Source organism: Mesorhizobium sp. CA13, assembly GCF_020165235.1.
GTDB lineage: Bacteria > Pseudomonadota > Alphaproteobacteria > Rhizobiales > Rhizobiaceae > Mesorhizobium.
The window spans coordinates 172,793-196,542 of record NZ_JAIUHS010000006.1 but is presented as its reverse complement, the minus strand read 5'-3'; the positions used below and the strand labels follow the sequence as shown (position 1 = coordinate 196,542).

Here is a 23,750-nt window from a genome sequence, read left to right as displayed (position 1 = left end):
GCGGAGAGGTGGCAGAGTGGTCGAATGCACCGCACTCGAAATGCGGCATGGGTGCAAGCCCATCGGGGGTTCGAATCCCTCCCTCTCCGCCATCCTTCATCGAGTACAACCCGGACGCATAGGTTACGGTTTATACTGTACAACCCGGAGACATGAGCAACAGTTTGCCCGCTGTAGCCTGAGCGTGGCGCGCCGACAGCTCAATTGGATTGATGTCCCGCGATTGCGCCCAGAAAAATCTCCCCGAATTCCCTAAGCTTCGCCGCTCCCACGCCATTCACCTCGGCGAACGCGTCGAGGTCGTGCGGGCGGCGTTCGGCCATGTCGATCAGCGTGCGGTCGGAAAACACGACATAAGCCGGCACCTGCCGCTCCTTGGCCAGCCGCAGCCGCAGCGCCTTGAGCGCGGCCAGCAGCGATCCATCCACACCCTCGGCGCCGGCGGCAGAGCCTTCCCCGGAACGCTTCCTGCCGCGCGCGAGAGGGTCCCGCGTCTCGACGCGATAATGGAACGCAACCTCGCCGCGCGCGAGGGCGCGGCCGCTTTCGGAAATGGCGAGGCCGCCATGGCCGTCCGGATCCGGCATCAGGAATCCGCCGGCGACCAGTTGCCGGATCAGCGACAGCCAGACCGTTTTCCTATGCGCCGCGCCGGCCCGGAAACTGGTCAGCGTTTGATGGCCTCTCGCCAGTACTTTCTCCGTCTCGTGGCCGAGCAGTATGTCGATGACGTGGGCGGCGCCGAAGCGCTCGCCGGTCTGCGCGACGGCCGTCAGGATGATCCGCGCCTCCGCTCCGCCATCGGCGCGCGGCGCCTGGTCGAGACAGTTGTCGCAATTGCCGCAAGGTTCCGCTTCTTCGCCGAAATAGCCAAGCAGCACCTGGCGACGGCACTGCGCCGTCTCGCAATAGCCGATCAGCGTGTCGAGCCGGCGATGCCCGCGCCTCTTGTGTTCAGGTGATGACTCTTCGTCGTCGATGAACAGGCGCCGCATGCGGATATCGCCGGGCCCGTAAAGCATATGGGCCTCGGCCGCCCGCCCGTCGCGGCCGGCGCGGCCGATCTCCTGATAATAGGCTTCCAGGCTGCCCGGCAGGTCGGTGTGGAAGACATACGCGACGTCGGGCTTGTCGATGCCCATGCCGAAGGCGATGGTCGCCACCATGACGACGCCGGAGAGCGTCATGAAAGCGTTTTGATTCGCCTCACGCGCTTCCTTGCTCATCCCGGCGTGATAGGCGAGCGCGGTGACGCCGTTCTTCTCGAGGAAGGCCGCCATCTCCTCGGTCTTCTTGCGCGACAGGCAGTAGACGATGCCGCTCTTGCCCGCGTGACGCCCGACGAAGCGCAGCAACTGGCGCTTGCTGTCCTGCTTGGCCTCGAGGGCAAGCTTGATGTTCGGCCGGTCGAAACCCAGCACCAGGGTTTCGGCGCGCCCGGCGAACAGACGCGCTTCGATATCGGTGCGGGTAGCCTCGTCCGCCGTCGCCGTCAGCGCGATGATCGGCACTTGCGGGAAAATGGAGCGCAGCCGCGACAGATCCTCATATTCGCGCCGGAACGCCGGACCCCATTGCGAGATGCAGTGCGCCTCGTCGATGGCGATCAGGCTGACGTCTAGCCTGGCCAGCGCGTCGAGCATCCGCTCGGTCATCAGCCGCTCCGGCGCGAGATAGAGCAGGCGCGTCTGGCCGGAGGCGACACGGCGCCACGCCGCCACATTGGCCTCGCGCTCGAGCGAGGAGTTGATCGTATCGGCCGCCACGCCGGCCAGGCGCAACGCCGCGACCTGATCCTGCATCAGCGCCACCAGCGGCGAGACGACGATGGTGAGGCCGCCCAGAACGAGTGCCGGAACCTGGTAGCACAACGACTTGCCCGCACCCGTCGGCATGACCGCCAGCACATGGCGTCCGCCCAGCAGCGCCTCCATGACGTCAGCCTGGCCGGGACGAAAATCGTCGAAGCCGAACACATCCTTCAGGACGCGCCGCTTGGGGTCTGGTGCATCCGGCGCAACGCTCGCCGTCGATATCGCCATCTCGCAATGGTTCCCTGTTTGGCTGAGGCACCGTTCTTAAAGCGAAGATCGCCGGAACGCTATCCGCGGATACCGGTGACACGCCCACCGGCTCCAATTCTTGCCTTCCCCTGCGACATCAGCACCCCTGCTGGATTCCCTCACGCGCCGCGATGTAAGCTTGCCTCGGCGCCATCAGGGAGGGAGCGATGCTGCAGACCAGACAGGATGCTCTCGGCGAGCGCTTCAAGCTACAGCGCACCGCCTTCGAGGCGCAGCCCTTCCCGGGCCTCGATGTCCGCAAGGATCGCCTCGCCCGCTTGCTCGCGCTCACGGAGAAGCACGAGGTCGACATCTGCGCGGCGATCGATGCCGACTTCGGCGGCCGCTCGGCTCATGAGACCCGCCTTGCCGAGCTGTTCGTGGTGCGGGCCGGCATCCGCCACGCACTGTCCCACCTGAAAGGCTGGATGCGGCAACGCCGCGTCGCCACCACCTTGCCCTTCCTGCCGGGCAGGAACCGGCTCGTCCCGCAGCCGCTCGGCGTCGTCGGCATCGTATCGCCCTGGAACTACCCTTTCCAGCTCGCCGTCGCGCCGGTCATTGCGGCGCTCGCCGCCGGCAATCGCGTGCTGGTCAAACCATCCGAATTGACGCCCGCCTTTTCAGCGCTGCTGGCGCGCCTGGCCGCCGAGCATTTCGCGCCGGACGAACTCAGCGTCATCACCGGCGACGCGGAGGTCGGCAAGGCATTCGTGTCGATGCCTTTCGATCACCTGCTGTTCACCGGCTCGACGGCCGTCGGCCGCCAGGTCGCATTGGCCGCCGCGGCCAACCTGACCCCGGTCACGCTGGAACTCGGCGGCAAGTCGCCGGCGATCTTCGACCCCTCATGCGACCTCGATGCGGCGGCGGCCAGCGTCGCCTATGGCAAGCTCCTCAATGCCGGGCAGACCTGCATCGCGCCGGACTATCTGCTGGTGCCGCAAGGCCAGGCGGAAACGGTCGCCGCCAAGCTCGCAACGGCTATGGCGAAGCTCTACCCCAGCCTGCGCGACAATCCGGACTATACCGCCATCGTCAGCGACCGGCACCATCGGCGCCTGCGCGACATGATCGCCGAGGCCCGCGACAGCGGCGCCACGATAGTCGAGGTCAACCCGGCCGGCGAGGCGTTCGGCGCGGACAGCCGCAAGCTGCCGCCGACGCTGGTGAGCAAGCCCGATTCCAACCTGCGGCTGATGCGCGAGGAGATTTTCGGGCCGATGCTGCCGATCCTCGAATATGCCGGGATCGACGAGGCCATCGCCCATGTCAACCGGGCCGACCGGCCGCTGGCGCTCTACTGGTTCGGGCGAGACGGCGGCAACCGGCAACGCATCCTGCACGAGACCATCGCCGGCGGCGTCACCATCAACGACTGCATGTTGCATCTGGTGCAGGAGAACCAACCCTTCGGCGGCGTCGGCGCCAGCGGCATGGGCGCCTATCACGGCGAATGGGGCTTTCGCACCTTCAGCAAGGAGAAGCCGGTTTTCCTGCAGTCGCGCTTAAGCGCGGGAAGCCTTCTGCGTCCGCCCTATGGCAAGACCTTCGAACGGCTTTTCGGCCTGCTCAGGCACATCACTTGAACGCCGTGCATCTCTTGCCCCGTCAGTGGCCGGCGCGATCACATGGGGCCGCGCGTTAAGCCTATCTTCACCATGATGCGGCAGGGTCCATCTCCTGCGGCCACGTTTTGAGTACCGCGGCGCGCAAGCGCCCAGGCAACAGACCCGCGCCTCTCCGGAGGCGCGGGTTTTCATTTGGAAACAGCGCCAGAACGAGCGCCCGTCGCTCATCGCATGGCCGCCCCTCAGGCGAGGAAATCGGCGCGGTGCGGCGTAAAGCTGTCGACGAGCCGGCCCGCCTCGAGCGCCTTGACACCGTGCACCAGGCCGGACGGCACGATGAAGCTGCCGCCTGTCTCGATGATTTCGGTCCGGCCGTCGATGGTCACTTCGAAGCGGCCCTCGGCGACGTAGCTCGCCTGCACATGCGGATGCGAATGCAGGGCGCCGACGCCGCCCTTGTCGAAGCCGAACTCGACCATCATCAGTTCATCCGTGTGCAGGAGAACGCGCCGCCTGTTGCCGTCCGGCGTCACCGTCCAGGCGCCCGCGCCGGCCTGCGAGAAGATTTTCGTTTCGCTCATCCCAATATTCCTCGTCGAGACAGATCCTCATCGCGCCAGCCAGCCCCCGTCCACCGGCACCACCGCGCCATGCATGTAGTCCGACGCCGGCGCCAGCAGGAAGGCCGCCGCATCGCCAATGTCTTCCGGCCGGCCCCAGCGGCCGGCGGGGATGCGCGCCAGGATCGAGCCGCTGCGGTCGGGATCGGCGCGCAGCGCCTGCGTATTGTTGGTTTCGATATAGCCCGGCGCAATGCCGTTGACGTTGATGCCCTTCGCTGCCCATTCGCAGGCGAGCAGCCGGGTGATGCCGAGCACGCCATGCTTCGAGGCGGTGTAGGACGCGACGCGGATGCCGCCCTGGAAACTCAGCACCGAGGCGATGTTGACGATCTTGCCCTTGCGTCCGCCGGCAAGGACGCGCCTGGCGAAGCCTTGGCAGAGCAGAAAAGCCGTCTTCAGGTTGAGGTCGAGCACCTCGTCCCAATCGGCTTCCGAGAGATCGACGGCATCCGCGCGCCGGATGATACCGGCATTGTTGACCAGCCCGTCGAGCGGGCCGCTTTCGTCCCACACGCGCTCCAGCATCGGACCTGCGGCAGATGTGTCGGCAAGGTCGGCCGCGACCGCCTCGAACCGCCCGCCCGCCGCGGCGATCCTTGCGGCCGTCTCATCCATCGAGGAACGGCCGACACCGACGACCGTGCCGCCGGCGCGCGCGATCGAGACGGCAATGCCCTGGCCGATGCCGGTGTTGGCGCCGGTGACGAGGATGCGCCGGCCGGTCAGGCTGAAGGCGGAGAGATCGCTCACCGCAGGTCTTCCATCGCCACCGGATCGACATCGGTATAGTCGACATTGTCGCCGGCCATCGCCCAGATGAAGGCATAGCTGGAGGTGCCGGCGCCTGAATGGATAGACCAGCCTGGCGACAGCACGGCCTCCTCGTTGCGCATGACGATGTGGCGGGTCTCGTCCGGCTCGCCCATGAAATGGAAGACGCGCGCCGCCTCCGGCAGGTCGAAATAGAGATAGGCCTCCATGCGCCGGTCGTGCACATGGCACGGCATGGTGTTCCAGATGGAGCCCGGCGCGAGTTGCGTCATCCCGACGACGAGCTGGCAGGTCCTGGCCCCGTCGGCATGGATGAACTGGAAGATGGAGCGTTCGTTGCAGGCCTCCTTGCTGCCGAGATCGAGACGCCTGGCGTCACCGATGCGGATCAGCCGGTTGGGAAAGGTTTGATGCGCCGGCGCGCTGAGCAGATAGAATTTTGCCGGCGTTGTGTTGTCGGTCGAAGCGAACGACACATCCTGCGTGCCCATGCCGAGATACAGCATGTCGCGCGCCTGGAGCTCGTGGAGCTGGCCGCCGGCTTCGATCGTGCCGGCGCCGCCAATATTGACGGCGATCAACTCGCGGCGATCGAGAAAGCCTTTCGTTCCGGTCGGCTTGATTGCGTCCAGCCGAAGCGGCGCCCCGGCCGGCATCGCGCCGCCGACGATCATGCGGTCGTAATGTGTGTAGGTCAGGCTGACGCGGCCGGGCTGGAATAGGTCCTCGATGTGGAAATTGTGGCGCAGCTCGTCGGTTCCCATCGCCGCGGCGGCGGCGGGGTCGATGGCAAAGCGCGATGTATAGTCGGTATGATTCTGGCTCATTGCTGTCCTGACTTGAGATGGATCATTCGCCGCCGGCCGCCTTGACCGAGTCGGAATAATAGACCTGCCGCGCATGCAGGCGCTCGCGATAGCGCTGCTGGCTGGCGGCGAGATGCGCGCGCATCGCCTCGCGCGCGGCTTCGGCGTTGCCCGATGTGATCGCGTTCAGGATCACCAGGTGCTCACGCTGCAGCCCGCGCTGATAGCTGTCCGACTGCACAAGCTCGGTCGACCAGGGCGAGGTCACGTCGCACGGAATGGCGCGCCGGCCGAGCACGTCGAGCATCTCGACATAGAACGGGTTGTTGGTGGCGCTGGCGATGGCGCGATGGAAGGCGAGGTCGGCCGGACCGGTCGGCTCGCTGGCGAGCAGCAGCCGCTCGAATTCGAAGAAGGCTTCCTGGATCGCCGCCTCCTGGGCCGCGTTGCGGCGGATCGCGGCGAGCCCGGCCGATTCGATCTCGATGGCGAGCCGCACTTCGAGCACGTTGAGCGCGATCGAATCCTTGCTGCCCATATCCGCCGCGAGTGCCCCGAACATCGTCGAGATGTGCTCGGTGACGAAGACCCCGGCGCCCTGCCGCGGCTCGACCAGGCCGTCGGCGGCGAGCTTGGCCAGGGCTTCGCGGATGACGGTGCGGCTGACGCCGAAGGTTTCGGTCAACTGGCCTTCGGTCGGCAGTTTGTGGCCGGGCAGGATCTCACCCGCCTGAAGCTGCCTGCGGATCGCCGCGACGACGGTCTCCGACAGTTTGGGTTTTCTCTCGACCCTGAGGTCGGTTGCGCTATCCAATGCCATGTCGTCCTCTATTTGAACACGCTCGGCAACCAGAGCGAGATGGCCGGAATATAGGTCACCAGCCCGAGAACCACGATACCGGCGCCATAGAACGGCCAGATCGAGCGCATCGCTTCCCAGACCGTGATCTTGCCGACGGCGCAAGCGACGAACTGCACCGTGCCGACCGGCGGCGTGTTCAGCCCGATGCCGAGATTGAGAATGGTGATGACGCCGAAATGCACGGGATCCACGCCATAATGCGTGACCAGCGGCAGGAAGATCGGCGTGCAGATGATGATCATCGGCCCCATGTCCATGAAGGTGCCGAGCACCAGCATCAGGACATTGAGCAGCAGCAGCACGACGAGCGGATCGGTGGAGATCGCATTCATGCCGGCGATCAGCAGCACCGGCACTTTGAGATAGGCCATCAGCCAGCTGAAAGAAGCCGCCGTGCCGATGATCAACAGCACCATCGAAGTGGTGCGCACGGCGCCCTTGGTGGCGTGGACGAAATCGCCCCAGCCCATCGAGCGGTAAACGAGGACGGTAACAAGCAAGGCGTAGAGAATGGCGATGCACGAACTCTCCGTCGCCGTGAAGATTCCGGAGCGGACGCCGCCGAAGATGATGCCGATCAGGAGCAGTCCGGGAATAGCGATGAGTGCCAGCTGCCCGACGCGCGAAAAACCGGGGAAGGCCTCGACCGGGTAGCCGCGGCTGCGGGCGACGAAATAGGCGGTGACCATCAGCGAGGCGGCGAACAGAAGGCCCGGCAGTATGCCGGCGGTGAACAGGTCGGCGATCGAAATCTTGCCGCCCCCGGCGATCGAATAGATGATCATGTTCTGCGACGGCGGCAAAAGCAGCGCGATCAGCGCCGCCATCGAGGTGACGTTGACGGCATAGTCGGCGCCGTAGCCGCGTGCCTTCATCTGCGGGATCATCAGCCCGCCGACGGCCGCGGCCTCGGCCACGGCCGAGCCGGAAATGCCGCCGAACAGCGTGCCGGCGATGATGTTGACCTGGCCGAGGCCGCCCCGGACATGGCCGACCAGGGAGCCGGCGAAGGAAACGATGCGTTGCGCGATGCCGCCGCGCACCATCAGATCGCCGGCATAAATGAAGAACGGGATCGCCATCAGGGAGAACGCGCTCATGCCCGATTTCATCTGCTGGAACACGACCAGGGGCGGCAGGCCGAGATAGAGCACGGTGGCGAAGGAGGCCGCACCGAGGCAGAACGCGATCGGCGTGCCGCCGAACATCAGCAGCGTGAAGACGCCGAACAGGATCCAGAGCTCCATCTAGGCCTCCTGCACCGCCGGCATCTCCGGCACGTCCTCGAGATTGATGTCCTTGTCGATATCGACGCCCGACCAGCGCAGCGCGATGCGCTCGGCCGAGAACAGGCAGATCAGCACGCCGCCGGCGACCAGCGGCAGATAGTCGAAGCCACCCGGCAGCTCGAGCGCCGGGATGATGGTGTGCCAAGTCAGGCCGACAAGCTTGCAGCCGTACCAGACCATGCCGAATCCGAAGCCGAGCACGATCAGGTCGGACAGCGTGCGCAACGCTCCCTTGCTGCCTTTCGGCAGGATATAAAGCAGCACGTCGAACCCCATATGGTAGTTCTCCCGCACGCCGACGGCGGCGCCGAGGAAGATGAACCAGTTCATCAGCATGATGGCGCTGGTTTCGGTCCAGCTCGGCGACGAATTGAGCACGAAGCGGAAGAAGACCTGATAGGCGACGAGCGCGGTCATGGCGACCAGCCCGATGCCGGCCAGATAGAGCGCTCCGTCGCAAATCCTCGAAAGCACGACGCTGAACCGTGGCGGCGCCGCGCTGCTTGTCATTGTCGCCATCTGATCCTCCCGATCGCCGGCCGGTCACGAAGGCGCGGGACGGCATGCATTGCCCGCCCCGCGACCGACTTCACTTGGTTGCCTGGATGCGGGCGGCGAGATCCTTCAGCGCCGGCGTCGACAGATATTTGTCATAGACCGGCTTCATCGCGTCGATCAGCGGCTGCTTGTCGATCTCGCTGACCTTGACGCCTGCCTTCTCCACGATGTCGCGGGATTTCTTTTCCTGCGCGTCCCACAGTTCGCGCATCTTGACGACGCTGTCCTTGGCCGCCTGGCGCACGATCGCCTGGTCTTCCGGCGAGAGCTTGTCCCAGCTCGCCTTCGCCATCACCAGCACCTCCGGAACGATCTGGTGCTGGTCGAGCGTGTAGTGCTTGGCGACCTCATAGTGCTTGGCGGATTCGAAGCTCGGCCAGTTGTTTTCCGCGCCGTCGATGACGCCGGTCTCAAGTGCCGAATAGACTTCGCCATAAGCCATCGGCGTGGCGTTGGCGCCCAGTGCGTTGACCATGTCGACGAACACGTCCGACTGGATGACGCGGAATTTCATGCCCTTCAGGTCGGCGATCGAGGCGATGTCCTTCTTGGTGTTGTAGAAGGAGCGCGCGCCGGAATCGTAGAAGGCCAGACCGACCAGGTCATGTGCCTCGAAAGCTTTCAGGATGTCGTCGCCGATCGGCCCGTCCATGACATGGCGCATATGTTCGACCGAGCGGAATATGTAGGGCAGCGACGGCACCGCGGTTTCCGGCACGATGCCGTTGAACGGGCCCATCGAGACACGGTTGAGGTCGATGACGCCGGTCTGGGTCTGCTCGATCGTATCCTTCTCCTCGCCGAGCTGCGCCGAATGATAGACCTCGACCGAATAGCGGCCATCGGTGCGCTGCTTGATCAGCTCGCCCATGTATTTCACCGCTTCGACCGTCGGATAGCCGTCGGGATGCGTGTCGGCCGACCGCAGCACGGTTTGCGCGTTGGCAATGCCGATCAACAGCGAGCCAATGGCGAATGTGGCCGCCGTCAATTTCGAAAAATGCAACATGACTTCCTCCCTTTTCCAAAAATAAAGGCGCCGGCTCAGAGCCGGCGCATCACCAGCCTGTCATCCCTGCTCATCTTGGCCATTTGGCCAGCATCCGGTGCGGGCGAGCGAGCGTGGACGCACGTCGCTGCTAAGCAGCAAATCCGCATCTGTCAGTGCCACGGTGATCCTCCCAAGAGGCGCTATCGGTAGGGTCGCAAGGAAATAATGTCAACATACAAAAAATGGATTGTTGTATGATGACTTTGGATCGGGAACGAGCCATTGTGCCGGACGGCAGTGGATGTTACGCCGCTGCCGTTTCTCCTTCGCCGACCTTACGGGGCGGCTCCCAAAGGCCAATCGGGGACTTCGCGCAGCAATGAACAGGCGTCTTTCGAAGAATACGATCGCGACGTTGCCGGCGAGGATCGTCGTGCCGCGTTTTGATCGCGCATCGGTCACGCAAGGCATCGTGCATCTGGGGGTCGGCGCCTTTCATCGCGCCCACCAGGCAGCCTATGTCGACGATTGCCTGAGTGCTGGAGAGACGGACTGGAGCATCGTCGGCGTGTCGCTGCGCAGTGCCGACACGCGCGATGCGCTGGCGCCGCAGGACGGGCTCTACACGCTGGCGATCCGCCGCGGGGGCGAAGAAAGGCTTCATGTCATTGGCTCCATCAGCGCGATGCTGGTGGCGCCGGAAGATCCCGCCGCCGTGCTGGCCGCGCTGACCGATCCGCGCACCCGCATCGTGACGCTGACCATCACCGAGAAAGCCTATCTGCGGGCCGCCGGCGGCGGGCTCGACGCGGCCCATCCCGATATTGCCTACGATCTGGCGAACCCGCATCTGCCGAAGACCGCGCACGGTTTTCTGGCCGAGGCGCTTGCACGCCGTCGCGCGGCCGGCTTGCAGCCCTTCACCGTGCTCTGCTGCGACAACCTGCCTGCCAACGGCGCGACCTTGCACAGGCTGCTGGTGGAATTCGCAACGCTGCGCGATGCCGGCCTCGGGGAGAAAGGCGCGACCAGGCTTGCCGGCCATATCGCCGACGAGGTCGCGTTTCCCTCCAGCATGGTCGACCGCATCGTGCCGGCCACGACCGATGCCGACCGGGCGCGGATCGCTCTCGAGCTCGGCGTCGACGACGCCTGGCCGGTCATGACCGAGCCGTTCTGCCAGTGGGTGGTCGAAGACAATTTTCCGGCAGGTCGCCCAGCCTGGGAAAAGTTCGGTGTCACCATGGTCGGGGATGTCGGGCCCTTCGAGGACATGAAGCTGAGGCTGCTCAACGGGGCGCATTCGGCCATTGCCTATCTCGGCCTGCTCAGCGGACACGCCACCGTCGACCGCGCCTTCGCCGATCCGGCGATCAGGCGCTTTGTCGATGCGCTCTGGGCCGAGGCAATCCCGACCCTGCCCACCGATGCCGGGCTGGACACCGCGAACTATACGGCAGAGCTTTCCCAGCGATTCTCCAACACCGCGCTCGCCCACCGGACCGCACAGATCGCCAATGACGGCAGCCAGAAACTGCCGCAGCGCATCATCGCCTCTGCCATCGAGCGCCTCCATTCAGGCGCCGCGCCCCGGCATCTCATGCTGGCGGTTGCCGCCTGGATCGCCGCCTGCGAAGCACGCGGAAAGACTTTGCCCGAGGGCCATTTCACCGATCCGCTCGACATGTCCATGACGGCGATCATTGACCGGAATCTGCCCGCTGCCGAAACCGTCGCTTCAGTGTTCGATCTCGCCGGCTTCGCAACCGGAGCGCCGGAGCGTGCCGGATTGATGGACCTCGCGGCCGTCCATCTCGAGCAGTTGCGCCGTGGCGGACCGGCTCAGGCCTTCGCGGCATTGGGCATTTAAAAACGAAAAAGCGAGGCAAGGCCCCGCTTTTCAGTCGACTGTTGGTGCCAGCCTCAAGCCGGCAGGATGGCGCCTTCCAGCGTGGTGAGCTGGCTGAGGAATTGTTCGGCCTTGGTGCGCGACTGGTCGTCCTTGGCGTCGGCGGCGTCTTCCCTGGCTTCCTGGATACGGCGCGCGAGATCGGCGCGGTCGACATCCTTCACCGCGACAGCAGATTCCGCCAGCAGCGTGCAGCCGGCCGGAACAATGTCGGCGAAGCCGCCGAAGACGACATAACGCTCTTCACCGCCCGATGCGGCCTTCACCGTGACGACACCCGGCTTGATGGTGGTCATGACCGGTGCGTGATGCGCCATCACGGTCATCTCGCCCTCGGCACCCGGAATGACGACGGCCTCGACCTCTGCGGAAACCAGCAGGCGCTCCGGCGAGACCAGTTCGAACTTGAAAGCTTCTGCCATGATCAATTTAGTGAGTAGGGAATAGTGAGTAGGGAAGTAGGGAGAAAGGGGCAATTGCCCCCGGTCACCTGCCTGCCATTCACTACTGACTACTGACTACTCCCTATTCCCTTGATTAAGCCGCTTCAGCCGCGAGACGCTGTGCCTTCTCGACCGCTTCCTCGATGCCGCCGACCATGTAGAAAGCGGCTTCCGGCAGGTGGTCGTAGTCACCGTTGCAGAGGCCCTTGAAGCCCTTGATGGTGTCGGCGAGGTCGACCAGCTTGCCCGGCGCGCCGGTGAACACTTCGGCGACGAAGAAGGGCTGCGACAGGAAGCGCTCGATCTTGCGGGCGCGGGCCACCGTCTGCTTGTCCTCTTCCGACAATTCGTCCATGCCCAGGATAGCGATGATGTCCTGCAGCGACTTGTAGCGCTGGAGGATCGACTGCACCTGGCGCGCGACGGCATAGTGCTCTTCACCGACCACCAGCGGGTCGAGCATGCGCGAGGTCGAGTCCAGCGGATCGACCGCCGGATAGATGCCCTTTTCGGCGATCGAGCGGTTGAGCGTCGTCGTCGCGTCGAGGTGGGCGAACGAGGTCGCCGGCGCCGGGTCGGTCAAGTCGTCGGCCGGCACGTAGATGGCCTGCACCGAGGTGATCGAGCCCTTGGTGGTGGTGGTGATGCGTTCCTGCAGGGCGCCCATGTCCGTGGCGAGCGTCGGCTGATAGCCCACGGCCGAGGGGATACGACCGAGCAGCGCCGACACTTCCGAACCGGCCTGCGTGAAGCGGAAGATGTTGTCGACGAAGAACAGCACGTCCTGGCCCTGGTCGCGGAAATATTCGGCGACCGTCAGGCCGGTCAGGCCGACGCGGGCACGCGCGCCCGGCGGCTCGTTCATCTGACCATAGACCAACGCCGCCTTGGAGCCTTCGCCGCCGCCCTTCTTGTTGACGCCGGATTCGATGAACTCGTGATAGAGGTCGTTGCCCTCACGGGTGCGCTCGCCGACGCCGGCGAACACCGAATAGCCGCCATGCGCCTTGGCGATGTTGTTGATCAGTTCCTGGATCAGCACCGTCTTGCCGACGCCGGCGCCGCCGAACAGGCCGATCTTGCCGCCCTTGGCATAGGGCGCGAGCAGGTCGAGCACCTTGATGCCGGTGATCAGGATCTGCGCTTCCGTCGACTGTTCGATATAGGCCGGGGCCGGCTGGTGGATCGAGCGCAACTCAACCGCGTCGACCGGGCCTGCTTCGTCGACCGGCTCGCCGATGACGTTGATGATGCGGCCGAGCATGCCCGGACCGACCGGCACGGCGATCGGGCCGCCGGTGTCGCGCACTTCCTGGCCGCGCACCAGGCCTTCGGTGGAATCCATGGCGATGCAGCGCACGGTGTTTTCGCCCAGATGCTGGGCCACTTCGAGAACCAGGCGGTTGCCGACATTGGTGGTCTCGAGCGCATTCAGGATCGGCGGCAGGTGATCGCCGAACTGCACGTCGACCACGGCGCCGATGACCTGCCGGACCTTGCCGACGATGCCGGTGGCCTTACTGGCCACGGCCGGGGTTTTTACCGCGGCGGCCCTGGTCGGCGCTGCCGCTTTCCTGGCCGGAGCCGCCTTGGCTGCTGCGGCCGGAGCCTTTGCCGGTGCTGCCTTGGCCGGGGCTGCCGCCTTGGGAGCCGCAGTCTTGGGGGTCGCAGTCTTGGGGGTCGCTGCTTTCGCCATCGTCTTTACCCTTTTCGTCCTTTGTTTCTCGCGCGGTCGGATCGAGGTCGTTGACCCCGGGAAACCGTGCCTAGAGCGCCTCGGCGCCCGAAATGATTTCGATCAGTTCCTTGGTGATCTGCGCCTGGCGCTGGCGGTTGTAGGTGATCGACAGCTTGTTGATCATCTCGCCGGCGTTGCGCGTGGCATTGTCCATGGCGCTCATCTTGGCGCCCATCTCGCCCGCCGCGTTTTCAAGCAGCGCGCGGAAGATCTGCACCGCGATGTTGCGCGGAATGAGCTCGGACAGGATTTCACCCGGCTCCGGCTCGTACTCGTAGACGGCGTTGCCGCCATCCGTGGACTCGGCCGCGGCCGGGGGCTCGGCAGCCGGAATGATTTGCTGCGCGGTCGGGACCTGGCTGATCACCGACTTGAACTGCGAATAGAACAGCGTGCAGATGTCGAAGCCGCCCTCGTTGAAGAGGTGGATGACCTTCTTGGCGATCGCATCGGCATTGACGAAGCCGAGCGTCTTGACCTCGCGCAGGTCGATCCGGTCGAGGATCATCGAGGCATAGTCGCGGCGCAGGATATCGAAACCCTTCTTGCCGACGCAGATGATCTTGACCTGCTTGCCGTCGGCCAGGAGCCTGCGGATGTGGTCGCGGGCAAGGCGGGCGATCTGCGAATTGAAGCCGCCGCACAGGCCGCGCTCGGCGGTGCAGACGACAAGCAGGTGCACGTCGTCCTTGCCGGTGCCGGTCATCAGCGCCGGGGCATCGCCACCGCCGCCGATCGCCTGGGTGATATTGGCCAGCACGGAACCCATGCGCTCCGAATAGGGGCGCGCCGCTTCGGCGGCCTCTTGGGCGCGGCGCAGCTTCGCCGCGGCGACCATCTGCATCGCCTTGGTGATCTTCTGCGTCGCCTTGACCGAGGCGATACGGTTACGAAGGTCTTTTAATGAAGGCATGCTTCAAACCTGATCCCGTCTTGTCTCATCCGGACTGGCGCTTCGCTCAGGCGAAGGTCTTGGCGAAAGCGTCGATCTCGGCCTTCAGCTTGCCGCGCAGATCGTCCGACAGCGCCTTTTCCTTGCGGATGGCGTCGAGGACGTCCTTGCCGGCCGAGCGCATGTGGCTGAGCAGGCCATGCTCGAACTTGCCGACCTGGTTGACCGGCAGCTTGTCGAGATAGCCGTTGACGCCGGCGAAGATCACCGCGACCTGCTCTTCCGTCTTCAGCGGCGAGAACTGCGGCTGCTTCAGGAGCTCGGTCAGGCGCGAACCGCGGTTGAGCAGGCGCTGCGTGGCGGCGTCGAGATCCGAGCCGAACTGCGCGAACGCCGCCATTTCGCGGTACTGCGCGAGCTCGCCCTTGATCGAGCCGGCAACCTGCTTCATCGCCTTGATCTGCGCCGAGGAGCCGACGCGCGACACCGACAGGCCGACATTGACGGCCGGACGGATGCCCTGGAAGAACAGGTTGGTTTCGAGGAAGATCTGGCCGTCGGTGATCGAGATCACGTTGGTCGGGATATAGGCCGACACGTCGTTGGCCTGCGTTTCGATGACAGGCAGCGCCGTCAGCGAACCGTTGCCCATGTCGTCATTGAGCTTGGCGGCGCGCTCGAGCAGGCGCGAATGCAGGTAGAAGACGTCGCCCGGATAGGCTTCGCGGCCCGGCGGGCGGCGCAAGAGCAGCGACATCTGGCGATAGGCGACGGCCTGCTTCGACAGATCGTCGTAGCTGATCAGCGCATGCATGCCGTTGTCGCGGAAATACTCGCCCATGGTGCAGCCGGCGAACGGCGCCAGGAACTGCATCGGCGCCGGATCGGAAGCGGTGGCGGCGATGATGATCGAATATTCGAGCGCGCCGCGCTCTTCCAGCACCTTGACGAACTGTGCCACGGTCGAGCGCTTCTGGCCGACGGCGACGTAGACGCAGTAGAGCTTTTCCTTCTCGGGGCCGTTGTCGTGCACCGATTTCTGGTTGAGCATCGTGTCGAGGATGATGGCGGTCTTGCCGGTCTGGCGGTCGCCGATGACCAGCTCGCGCTGGCCGCGGCCGACCGGGATCAGCGCGTCGATGGCCTTGAGGCCCGTCGACATCGGCTCATGCACCGACTTGCGCGGAATGATGCCGGGCGCCTTGACGTCGACGCGCTTGCGTTCGGTCGCCTTGATCGGGCCCTTGCCGTCGATCGGGTTGCCGAGCGCGTCGACGACGCGGCCGAGCAGGCCCGGGCCGACCGGAACGTCGACGATGGCGCCGGTGCGCTTGACGGTGTCGCCTTCCTTGATGTCGCGGTCGGCGCCGAAGATGACGACGCCGACATTGTCGGCTTCGAGGTTGAGCGCCATGCCGCGGATGCCGCCGGGGAATTCGACCATCTCGCCGGCCTGGACATTGTCGAGGCCGTAGACGCGGGCGATACCGTCACCGACGGACAGCACCTGTCCGACTTCGGAGACCTCGGCCTCCTTGCCGAAATTCTTGATCTGGTCTTTCAGAATTGCGGAAATTTCCGCGGCGCGGATGTCCATCAGCCGACCTCTTTCAGTGCAAGCTTGAGCGAATTGAGTTTGGTTTTGAGCGACGTATCGATCTGGCGCGAGCCCATCCTGACCACCAGTCCGCCGAGCAGCGACGGATCGACGGTGACGGAGATGGAAACGTCCTTGCCGGCAACGCTCTTCAGCGCCGCCTTGAGTTCGGCCTGCTGGGCAGCGGTCAGTTGATGTGCCGACGTTACCTCGGCGGCCGTCTCGCCACGATGCTCGGCGGCGATCTGGCGGAATGCCTTGATCATGCCGGGCACGGCGAACAGCCGGCGGTTCTTGGCGACGACGCGCAGGAAATTGCCGGTCAGGCCGGTGATCCCGGCCTTGTCGGCGATGGCCGCGATGGCCTTGGCCTGGTCCTCGCTGGAGAACACCGGGCTGTTGATCAGCCGGGTCAAGTCGGCGCTGCCCGCGAGCATCGCCTCGAAACTGTTGAGGTCGGCTTCGACCTTGGCGACGGAATTCGCCTGCGATGCCAGTTCGAACAGCGAACCCGCATAGCGCTCTGCGACACCTGAGATTGGCGATGACGATTGGGCCACGGACCGTCTTTTCTCTTGTCTGACAGGCCGCAGATTGTTGGCGCGAGCGAAAACTCTGGCTAAATCTTTGACCTTACTGCATTTTTTCAAGCACGGAGGCGCGGCTTCCGCTATCCCCGGCCGAAAGTCGATTGCCGTCTAGCACAGGCCTTTTAAGACCGCAATGCGTCGTTCCGCATGGTTTTCAGGCACTATTGTCGCATCCGGCGACGAAGTCCCTGGATTGCCTGTGGATTCAGGGCAGGAAGCCGAAGGCAAAGGCAAGCGGCAACGCCGCCAGCGCCAGTTCCACGACGATGGAAACCCAGTTGAAGGGCGTGTTGGCGCCATCCGACATCATCGACAGCAACCGGCCGAAGGCGGTGAACAGCCAGGAGAAGCCGAGCGCCATGTAGATCAGCGGCTGCGCCAGCAGGATGCAGCAGAGGCCGACGCCGAGATAGAAGCCCGACATGCGGCCGCGCCCTTCGGCGATCGCCGCCGCCTTCTCCGGCTTGACCTGCAAGCGCAGGATACGGAAGGCAAGCCCCGGCGCCAGGAAAAGCACCAAGCCGAGCAGCACCGTGACGACGGCGCTCGACCAGGCCAGCCATTCGCCCTGGCTCACCGGCCATGGAAACGCAAAATCCATAGTGTCCCCTCGTAAATGCCGCTCTGAAATCGCGGGCATTCTAGCGGAGGAAAAGCCGCGCGCCAGATGGCGGCCGGCACTTTAGGCCAAACGCATCAAGACAGCGCGAAGGCGACCGCCGCTTCGGCATGGATGCGCGTCGTGTCGAAGACCGGAATGTCGAAATCCGGCTGGCCGATCAGCATGGTGATTTCGGTGCAGCCCATGATCACGCTGTCGATATTTTCATCGCGCCGCAGGCGGTTGATCTCGGCGACATAGGCGGCTTTCGATGCCTCGGCGACGATGCCCTGGCAGAGCTCGTCATAGATGATGCGATGGACCATGTCGCGCCCTGCCCGGTCCGGCACGATCGGCTGCAATCCATGTTTGTCGACAAGCCGGTCCTTGTAGAAATCCTGCTCCATGGTGAACCGCGTTGCCAGCAGCGCCGGGCGCCGCATGCCGGCTGCCTTGATGCCGGCTGCGGTGGCGTCGGCGATGTGGATCAGCGGGATCGACACCGAGGCCTGCACCTGGTCGGCGAGCTTGTGCATGGTGTTGGTGCACAAGAGCAGGCCTTCCGCGCCGGCTGACTCAAGCTTGCGCGCGGCATCGACCAGAAGCACGCCGGCGCCTTCCCAGTCCCCGTGATGTTGCATCTCGGCGATCTCGGCGAAGTCGAACGACCAGAGCAGCAATTTCGCCGAATGCAGCCCGCCGATACGCTGCCTCACCAGATCGTTGAGCAGGCGATAATAGATCGCCGTCGATTCCCAACTCATGCCGCCGAGCAACCCAAGAGTTTTCATGTGATCTCCTTTTCTCTCGCAGCGGCGGCCATGGTTGAGATCCCGTTTTACAAAAAGCTCTGCGGATCGATGTCGACCTGCACCCGCACCGAGCCGCGCTGCTTTGGCCCGTTGGCCAGCATGGTTCGGATAAACCCTTGCATGTCGGCGCGGCGCTCGCCCTGGATCAGCAGGCGGAAGCGGTGACGGCCGCCGAGCAGGGACAGCGGCGCTTCGGCCGGCCCAAGCACGAACAGGTCGGATGCCTCGGGCGCGGCACGGCGCAGGCCGCGGGCATGGCCCTCGGCTTCCGCCCGCGTCACCGCGCTGACGATGACGCCGGCCAGCCGGCCGAAGGGCGGCAGAGCCGCCCGCTCGCGCTCGGAAATCTCGCGCTCGTAGAACGCGTCGGCATCGCCGGAGACGATCGCCCGCATCACCGGATGGTCGGGCTGGAAGGTCTGCAGCAGGCCGAGGCTCTTCTTGCCGGTGCGCCCGGCGCGGCCGGTCACCTGGCTGAGCAGCTGGAAGGTGCGCTCGGCGGCGCGCGGATCGCCATTGGCAAGGCCGAGATCGGCATCCACGACACCGACCAAGGTCATGTTGGGGAAATTGTGGCCCTTGGCGACGAGCTGCGTGCCGATGACGATGTCCGCCTCGCCATTGGCGATGGCTTCCAGCTCCAGCCGCAGCCGCCGCACGCCGCCCATCAGATCCGACGACAAGACGATGGTGCGCGCATCCGGGAAATGCGTGACGACTTCCTCGGCGATGCGCTCGACGCCCGGCCCGCAGGCGACCAGATGATCGAGCGTGCCGCATTCCGGACAGGCTTCCGGACGGCGCTCATTGTGCCCGCAATGGTGGCAGACGAGCTGGCCGCGAAAGCGGTGCTCGACCAGCCAGGCCGAGCAGACCGGGCAACCGAAGCGGTGGCCGCAGACGCGGCACAGCGTCAGCGGCGCATAGCCGCGCCGGTTGAGGAACAGGAGCGACTGTTCCTTCCTCTCCAGCGTCCGGCGCATGTGGTCGATCAGAACCGGCGACAGGAAGCCGCCGCGCGCCGGCGGCGCGCGCCGCATGTCGATCGCTTTCAGATCGGGAAGTGCCGCCTCGGCGAAGCGGGCGGACAGCACCGCCCTGGCGTAGCGGCCCTGGCTGGCATTGACGCGGCTCTCGACCGATGGCGTCGCCGATGCCAGCACCACGGGGAAGCCGCCTATATGGCCGCGCACGACAGCCATGTCGCGGGCATTGTAGAAGACACGGTCTTCCTGCTTGTAGGCGGGGTCGTGCTCCTCGTCGACGACGATCAGGCCAAGCTCCTTGAACGGCAGGAACAGCGCCGAGCGTGCGCCGGCCACGACCCGCACACCGCCTTCCGCCACCTGCCGCCAGACGCGTTCGCGCATCCTCGGCGGCAGGTCGGAGTGCCATTCGGCGGGCTTGGCGCCAAAACGCTGCTGAAACCGTTCGAGGAAAGCATGGGTCAATGCGATTTCAGGCAGCAGGATCAGCACCTGCTTGCCCCGGTCGAGTGCCGCCGCCACCGCTTCGAAATAAACCTCCGTCTTGCCCGAACCGGTGACGCCGTCGAGCAGTGCGACGTTGAAGCCACCACCCGCGACATTGGCGCGCAGCAGCCGTGCAGCTTCGTTCTGGTCGGGCATCAATTCCGGCGTGGCGTAGGCTGGGTCAGGCTCCGCCACCACGGGCCGCGGCGGGATCATCACCGTTTCGAACACGCCTTGCGCCTTCAGCCCTTCGATCACCGTCGACGACACGCCGGCCGCATGGGCGAGGCCGGATCGCGTCCAGGCCAGTCCTCCGTCGGCCGCCTCCAGCACGCGGGCCCGCGCATCCGTCATCCGGTCCGGAACCGCCGCGGTTCGCTGCAATCCCTCGATCCAAGGTTCCGGGTCGAAAGCCTCCGGCGCCCTCAGCAGCATGCGCGCCACCATGCCCGGCGCCGAGAGCGTGTACTGCGCCACCCAGTCGACGAAACGACGCATCGCCCGGTCGATCGGCGGGCAGTCGAAGACCTGTTCGATCGGGCGCAGCTTTCTCGCGTCGACCGTCTCGACCGCGCCGTCCCAGACGATGCCGGCGACCTGGCGAGGCCCGAGCGGCACGCGCACGATCGAGCCCGGCACCACCCGCATGCCGGCGGGCACGGCATAGGTGTAGGGGCGTTCGGCCGGCATCGGCACCAGCACCGGTGCGGCTGCGACAAAGGGCGAATCTTCGATCATGAGGCGTGACCTTGCCCCGACTTTGCTCTAGATCAAAGGGCAACGCTGAACGTGCCTTCCCAAGCACGACGAAATCGTCAGGAGACCGCCATGAAATTTTTTGCCGACACCGCCGATATCAAGGAAATCCGTGAACTTATCGATCTGGGGCTGCTCGATGGCGTCACCACCAACCCGTCGCTGATCCTGAAGTCAGGCGGCAAGATCGCCGAGGTCACCAAGCAGATCTGCGACATCGTCGAAGGACCGGTCTCCGCGGAGGTCGTGGCGACCGAATACAAGCAGATGATGGCCGAGGCCGAGGTGCTGGCCAAGATCGCTCCGAATGTCGCCATCAAGGTGCCGTTGACGCTGGACGGATTGAAGGCCTGCAAGACGATCCGCACCGAGATGAACCGTATGGTCAATGTCACGCTCTGCTTCTCGGCCAACCAGGCGCTGCTCGCCGCCAAGGCGGGTGCCTCCTTCATCTCGCCCTTCGTCGGCCGCGTCGACGATACCGGCTCCGACGGCATGGAAGTGATCCAGGAGATCCGTCAGATCTACGACAATTACGATTTCCAGACCGAGATCCTGACCGCTTCCGTGCGCACCGTGAACCACGTCAAGCAGGCGGCGCTCATCGGCGCCGATATCGTCACTGCGCCGCCCGCGACCCTGAAGGCGCTGGTCAATCACCCGCTGACCGACAAGGGCCTTGCCGCCTTCCTCGCCGACTGGGCCAAGACCGGCCAGAAGATCGGCTGAGCGAACCTATCCGACACGAAAAAGGCCGGGAAACCGGCCTTTTTATGCGCTGCGATCAAGAGGCCGGTCAATCCGTGCCGTCATCCTCAGCTGCGGTTACCGGCGGGCGCCGGCCCATGATGATCTCGCGCTTGCCGACATGGTTTGGTGCGCCGACCAGACCTTCCTTCTCCATGCGCTCGACCAGGGAGGCGGCGCGGTTATAACCGATGCCGAGGCGGCGCTGAATGTAGGACGTCGAACATTTCTTGTCGCGCAACACCACCTTGACCGCCTCGTCGTAGCTGGAATCGCCGTCCTCCGCCGCAACGGCGCCCTTGTCGAAGACCGCGCCCTCATCGCCTTCGTCTTCCTCTTCATCCTCGTCCGCCGTCACGGTTTCCAGGTATTCGGGGCGACCCTGCGCCTTCAGGTGCGCCACGACATGCTCGACCTCCACGTCGGAAACGAAGGGGCCGTGCACGCGGGCGATGCGCCCGCCACCCATCATGTGCAGCATGTCGCCCTGGCCGAGCAGCTGCTCGGCGCCCTGCTCGCCAAGGATGGTGCGGCTGTCGATCTTGGAGGTGACCTGGAAGGAAATCCGGGTCGGAAAATTGGCCTTGATCGTGCCCGTGATGACATCGACCGAGGGACGCTGCGTCGCCATGATCAGGTGGATGCCGGCCGCGCGCGCCATCTGCGCCAGGCGCTGGATGGCGCCTTCGATCTCCTTGCCGGCGACCATCATCAGGTCGGCCATCTCGTCGACGATGACGACGATATAAGGCATTGGCGCGAGGTCGATTTCCTGCTGCTCGAAGAGCGGCTCGCCGGTGCCCTTTTCGAAGCCCGCCTGCACGGTCATCACGACCGTCTCGCCGTTTTCGCGGGCAGCGGCGGCGCGCTGATTGTAGCCGTCGATGTTGCGCACGCCGAGCCGCGCCATCTTGCGATAGCGGTCCTCCATCTCACGCACCGCCCATTTGAGCGCGGTGACGGCCTTTTTTGGATCGGTGACGACGGGCGTCAGAAGATGCGGGATGCCATCATAGACGGAGAGTTCGAGCATCTTGGGATCGACCATGATCAGCCGGCATTCCTCCGGCTTCAGCCGGTAGAGCAGCGACAGGATCATCGTGTTGATGGCAACCGACTTGCCGGAACCCGTGGTGCCGGCAACCAGCAAGTGGGGCATCTTCGCCAACTCGGCGATCACAGGCTCACCGCCGATCGTCTTGCCGAGGCAGAGCGCAAGCTTGCAGCCGGTCTTGCGGAAGCCCTCCGATTCGATCAGCTCGCGGAAATAGACGGTTTCGCGCGCCTCGTTCGGAAGCTCGATGCCGATGACGTTGCGTCCAGGCACGACGGCGACGCGCGCCGAGATCGCCGACATGGAGCGGGCGATGTCGTCGGCAAGACCGATGACGCGCGAGGATTTCACGCCCGGCGCCGGCTCGAATTCATAGAGGGTGACGACCGGACCGGGGCGAACATGGATGATCTCGCCGCGCACGCCGAAGTCCTCGAGCACGCTTTCCAGGAGGTCGGCATTCTGCTCGAGCCGCTCCTGCGACATGTAGAAGCCTTGTCCCTCCGGCGGCTGCTGCAACAATTCTTCCGAGGGAAGTTCGTACGTCTCGCCCGTCACGGTCGGCACGATCCTGCCGACCAGTGGTGCTCGCGACGATGCGCGCGCGGCCGGAGCCGGGATGGTTTCCTCCGGACTTTGCGTGACCTGTGCCGGAACGGCATTGCCCGCGACGGCGGGAACTGCGGCCTTCGCCCGGGCTTGCTGCGGCACGCGGTTGGCCGCCGGCTGAACCGCGGCCTGGTTGGAGTTGGCCGGACGGACATCCGGCGCGACGGGCGGAGCCGGCGACCCGGGAAGGCATTCGATGACACGGAACAACGCGGTCGGATCGGTCGCTGGCGCATGGCGGTTGTCGATCCGCTCGGTGACCACAGGCGCGGTCGTGCGTGCAACCGGGACGGCCCGCGGCGCGGGTGATGGGCCTTCGACCAAATAGGGCGCCATGACCTCGAAAAAGACGTGATCCGACAGATAGGGCCAGCGCACATTTTCGCGGCTCGTAGTCTTGACCGGAGCCGCTGCTGCTTGGGCGGACGCTGCCGGTGCGGACGCCCGCGCCGCCGCAGTCATCCTGTGGCCCGCCGGCGTAGCGACGGCCCGCGCCTTTTCGCCGGCATGTCCTGACGGAACAGGGGCCGGGGCCGGTTGCACCACGGCTCTGTTGCCGACGGACGGCCTGGCGGCGCCCGAAGAAAGATTTCGGCTTGGTATCGGCGCCGACGAAGACGTCCCAGCCGCGGTGGATTGGCCGTGTGCCTGCGGTGCTGGTGATTCGCTTTGCTCGACGGCAATCGCCTCGTCCCGCGGACGGCGCGTGCTGGTTTCATAGTCTGGCGTGCGCGTAAACCGCACATTGGGGGCCAGGAAGAAATACTCTTGCCAGGCAGGGCTTTCGTTGCCCCCGAGATCAACAGGGGATGGGGAATGGCCGGCTCCTGCTGTTCCTGCTCGCTGGCCGTCAGCCTTGTTGTCCACACCCATGAAACGCTTCATCCCGGGGTCATCGGGCGACGCTGCCTTCAATGAACCGACCCGAGGAAAACGCTTGGATTCCATGCTCAAGACTCACGCTGAAATGTCTGTTGAGCAATAGAGAGCGAGTGG

At 65.0% G+C, this 23,750-nt stretch carries 20 protein-coding genes and 1 tRNA gene; 4 read left to right on the top strand and 17 right to left on the bottom strand.

Annotated elements, in window-relative coordinates:
• Positions 1–2: 2 nt before the first annotated feature.
• A tRNA-Ser gene (locus LB566_RS16665) sits at positions 3–92 on the top strand.
• A gap of 108 nt (positions 93–200) precedes the next feature.
• On the opposite strand, the gene recQ is transcribed toward LB566_RS16665, so the two are convergent.
• Positions 201–2,042 (bottom strand): DNA helicase RecQ, encoded by a 1,842-nt coding sequence (recQ, locus tag LB566_RS16660; protein WP_224625188.1) that lies wholly within the window; start codon positions 2,040–2,042, stop codon positions 201–203.
• A 188-nt stretch (positions 2,043–2,230) separates the two neighbouring features.
• Between recQ and LB566_RS16655 the strand changes: the two genes are divergently transcribed.
• Positions 2,231–3,652 carry a coniferyl aldehyde dehydrogenase gene (locus tag LB566_RS16655; protein WP_224625187.1) on the top strand — a complete coding sequence of 474 codons (1,422 nt, stop codon included), beginning with the start codon at positions 2,231–2,233 and terminating at the stop codon, positions 3,650–3,652.
• 224 nt (positions 3,653–3,876) lie between these two features.
• Here the strand turns inward: LB566_RS16655 and LB566_RS16650 are convergent, their stop codons facing one another.
• The 7 genes from LB566_RS16650 to LB566_RS16620 all read right to left on the bottom strand — a co-directional run bounded on the left by LB566_RS16650 (position 3,877) and on the right by LB566_RS16620 (position 9,552).
• Positions 3,877–4,215 (bottom strand): cupin domain-containing protein, encoded by a 339-nt coding sequence (locus LB566_RS16650; protein WP_224625186.1) that lies wholly within the window; start codon positions 4,213–4,215, stop codon positions 3,877–3,879.
• A 27-nt stretch (positions 4,216–4,242) separates the two neighbouring features.
• Positions 4,243–5,007 carry a 2-dehydro-3-deoxy-D-gluconate 5-dehydrogenase KduD gene (gene kduD, locus LB566_RS16645; RefSeq protein WP_224625185.1) on the bottom strand — a complete coding sequence of 255 codons (765 nt, stop codon included), beginning with the start codon at positions 5,005–5,007 and terminating at the stop codon, positions 4,243–4,245.
• The gene (gene kduI / locus LB566_RS16640; protein WP_224625184.1) at positions 5,004–5,855 is read right to left on the bottom strand and encodes a 5-dehydro-4-deoxy-D-glucuronate isomerase; all 852 of its coding nucleotides are present in this window, start codon (positions 5,853–5,855) and stop codon (positions 5,004–5,006) included. Before kduI ends, kduD begins: the two co-directional genes overlap by 4 nt.
• Positions 5,856–5,877: 22 nt before the next feature.
• Positions 5,878–6,654, bottom strand: coding sequence for a FadR/GntR family transcriptional regulator (locus tag LB566_RS16635; RefSeq protein WP_224625183.1), 777 nt, complete (start codon positions 6,652–6,654; stop codon positions 5,878–5,880).
• A gap of 8 nt (positions 6,655–6,662) precedes the next feature.
• Positions 6,663–7,943: a TRAP transporter large permease gene (locus LB566_RS16630; RefSeq protein ID WP_140550784.1), complete on the bottom strand. Its 1,281-nt coding sequence runs from the start codon at positions 7,941–7,943 to the stop codon at positions 6,663–6,665.
• Positions 7,944–8,495: a TRAP transporter small permease gene (locus LB566_RS16625; protein ID WP_140550947.1), complete on the bottom strand. Its 552-nt coding sequence runs from the start codon at positions 8,493–8,495 to the stop codon at positions 7,944–7,946.
• A 79-nt stretch (positions 8,496–8,574) separates the two neighbouring features.
• Entirely contained in the window at positions 8,575–9,552 is a 978-nt protein-coding gene (locus tag LB566_RS16620) for a TRAP transporter substrate-binding protein (protein ID WP_224625182.1), read from the bottom strand.
• 361 nt (positions 9,553–9,913) lie between these two features.
• Here LB566_RS16620 and LB566_RS16615 point away from each other — a divergent pair, with 361 nt between their 5' ends.
• Positions 9,914–11,404: a mannitol dehydrogenase family protein gene (locus LB566_RS16615; protein WP_224625181.1), complete on the top strand. Its 1,491-nt coding sequence runs from the start codon at positions 9,914–9,916 to the stop codon at positions 11,402–11,404.
• Positions 11,405–11,457: 53 nt separating this feature from the next.
• On the opposite strand, the gene LB566_RS16610 is transcribed toward LB566_RS16615, so the two are convergent.
• From LB566_RS16610 to LB566_RS16575, 8 genes are all read right to left on the bottom strand, one after another.
• Entirely contained in the window at positions 11,458–11,865 is a 408-nt protein-coding gene (locus LB566_RS16610; protein WP_140641182.1) for a F0F1 ATP synthase subunit epsilon, read from the bottom strand.
• 115 nt (positions 11,866–11,980) lie between these two features.
• Positions 11,981–13,582 carry a F0F1 ATP synthase subunit beta gene (atpD, locus tag LB566_RS16605; RefSeq protein ID WP_224625180.1) on the bottom strand — a complete coding sequence of 534 codons (1,602 nt, stop codon included), beginning with the start codon at positions 13,580–13,582 and terminating at the stop codon, positions 11,981–11,983.
• A gap of 70 nt (positions 13,583–13,652) precedes the next feature.
• Positions 13,653–14,537 carry a F0F1 ATP synthase subunit gamma gene (locus LB566_RS16600; RefSeq protein ID WP_140550780.1) on the bottom strand — a complete coding sequence of 295 codons (885 nt, stop codon included), beginning with the start codon at positions 14,535–14,537 and terminating at the stop codon, positions 13,653–13,655.
• Positions 14,538–14,583: 46 nt separating this feature from the next.
• Positions 14,584–16,113, bottom strand: coding sequence for a F0F1 ATP synthase subunit alpha (gene atpA / locus LB566_RS16595; RefSeq protein WP_140550779.1), 1,530 nt, complete (start codon positions 16,111–16,113; stop codon positions 14,584–14,586).
• Positions 16,113–16,673: a F0F1 ATP synthase subunit delta gene (locus tag LB566_RS16590; protein WP_140550778.1), complete on the bottom strand. Its 561-nt coding sequence runs from the start codon at positions 16,671–16,673 to the stop codon at positions 16,113–16,115. The genes atpA and LB566_RS16590 overlap by 1 nt, the downstream gene beginning before the upstream one ends.
• 235 nt (positions 16,674–16,908) lie before the next feature.
• Positions 16,909–17,304, bottom strand: coding sequence for a DUF4345 family protein (locus LB566_RS16585; RefSeq protein ID WP_140518245.1), 396 nt, complete (start codon positions 17,302–17,304; stop codon positions 16,909–16,911).
• A gap of 95 nt (positions 17,305–17,399) precedes the next feature.
• A complete protein-coding gene (locus LB566_RS16580; RefSeq protein ID WP_224625179.1) occupies positions 17,400–18,095 on the bottom strand; it encodes an aspartate/glutamate racemase family protein in 696 nt (231 codons plus the stop codon).
• 47 nt (positions 18,096–18,142) lie between these two features.
• Positions 18,143–20,326: a primosomal protein N' gene (locus tag LB566_RS16575; RefSeq protein WP_224625178.1), complete on the bottom strand. Its 2,184-nt coding sequence runs from the start codon at positions 20,324–20,326 to the stop codon at positions 18,143–18,145.
• Between the two features lie 90 nt (positions 20,327–20,416).
• On the opposite strand from LB566_RS16575, the gene fsa reads away from it, so the two are divergent.
• Entirely contained in the window at positions 20,417–21,073 is a 657-nt protein-coding gene (gene fsa / locus LB566_RS16570; protein ID WP_140550775.1) for a fructose-6-phosphate aldolase, read from the top strand.
• A 67-nt stretch (positions 21,074–21,140) separates the two neighbouring features.
• On the opposite strand, the gene LB566_RS16565 is transcribed toward fsa, so the two are convergent.
• On the bottom strand, positions 21,141–23,702 hold the full coding sequence (locus LB566_RS16565) for a DNA translocase FtsK (protein WP_224625177.1): 2,562 nt from the start codon (positions 23,700–23,702) through the stop codon (positions 21,141–21,143).
• Positions 23,703–23,750: the final 48 nt, after the last annotated feature.

Coding starts and splice junctions, on each gene's coding strand:
- recQ (WP_224625188.1), bottom strand. CDS start 2,042: ATGGCGATATCGACGGCGAGCGTTGCGCCGGATGCACCAGACCCCAAG.
- LB566_RS16655 (WP_224625187.1), top strand. CDS start 2,231: ATGCTGCAGACCAGACAGGATGCTCTCGGCGAGCGCTTCAAGCTACAG.
- LB566_RS16650 (WP_224625186.1), bottom strand. CDS start 4,215: ATGAGCGAAACGAAAATCTTCTCGCAGGCCGGCGCGGGCGCCTGGACG.
- kduI (WP_224625184.1), bottom strand. CDS start 5,855: ATGAGCCAGAATCATACCGACTATACATCGCGCTTTGCCATCGACCCC.
- LB566_RS16635 (WP_224625183.1), bottom strand. CDS start 6,654: ATGGCATTGGATAGCGCAACCGACCTCAGGGTCGAGAGAAAACCCAAA.
- LB566_RS16630 (WP_140550784.1), bottom strand. CDS start 7,943: ATGGAGCTCTGGATCCTGTTCGGCGTCTTCACGCTGCTGATGTTCGGC.
- LB566_RS16625 (WP_140550947.1), bottom strand. CDS start 8,495: ATGACAAGCAGCGCGGCGCCGCCACGGTTCAGCGTCGTGCTTTCGAGG.
- LB566_RS16620 (WP_224625182.1), bottom strand. CDS start 9,552: ATGTTGCATTTTTCGAAATTGACGGCGGCCACATTCGCCATTGGCTCG.
- LB566_RS16615 (WP_224625181.1), top strand. CDS start 9,914: ATGAACAGGCGTCTTTCGAAGAATACGATCGCGACGTTGCCGGCGAGG.
- LB566_RS16610 (WP_140641182.1), bottom strand. CDS start 11,865: ATGGCAGAAGCTTTCAAGTTCGAACTGGTCTCGCCGGAGCGCCTGCTG.
- atpD (WP_224625180.1), bottom strand. CDS start 13,582: ATGGCGAAAGCAGCGACCCCCAAGACTGCGACCCCCAAGACTGCGGCT.
- LB566_RS16600 (WP_140550780.1), bottom strand. CDS start 14,537: ATGCCTTCATTAAAAGACCTTCGTAACCGTATCGCCTCGGTCAAGGCG.
- atpA (WP_140550779.1), bottom strand. CDS start 16,113: ATGGACATCCGCGCCGCGGAAATTTCCGCAATTCTGAAAGACCAGATC.
- LB566_RS16585 (WP_140518245.1), bottom strand. CDS start 17,304: ATGGATTTTGCGTTTCCATGGCCGGTGAGCCAGGGCGAATGGCTGGCC.
- LB566_RS16580 (WP_224625179.1), bottom strand. CDS start 18,095: ATGAAAACTCTTGGGTTGCTCGGCGGCATGAGTTGGGAATCGACGGCG.
- LB566_RS16575 (WP_224625178.1), bottom strand. CDS start 20,326: ATGATCGAAGATTCGCCCTTTGTCGCAGCCGCACCGGTGCTGGTGCCG.
- fsa (WP_140550775.1), top strand. CDS start 20,417: ATGAAATTTTTTGCCGACACCGCCGATATCAAGGAAATCCGTGAACTT.
- LB566_RS16565 (WP_224625177.1), bottom strand. CDS start 23,702: ATGGAATCCAAGCGTTTTCCTCGGGTCGGTTCATTGAAGGCAGCGTCG.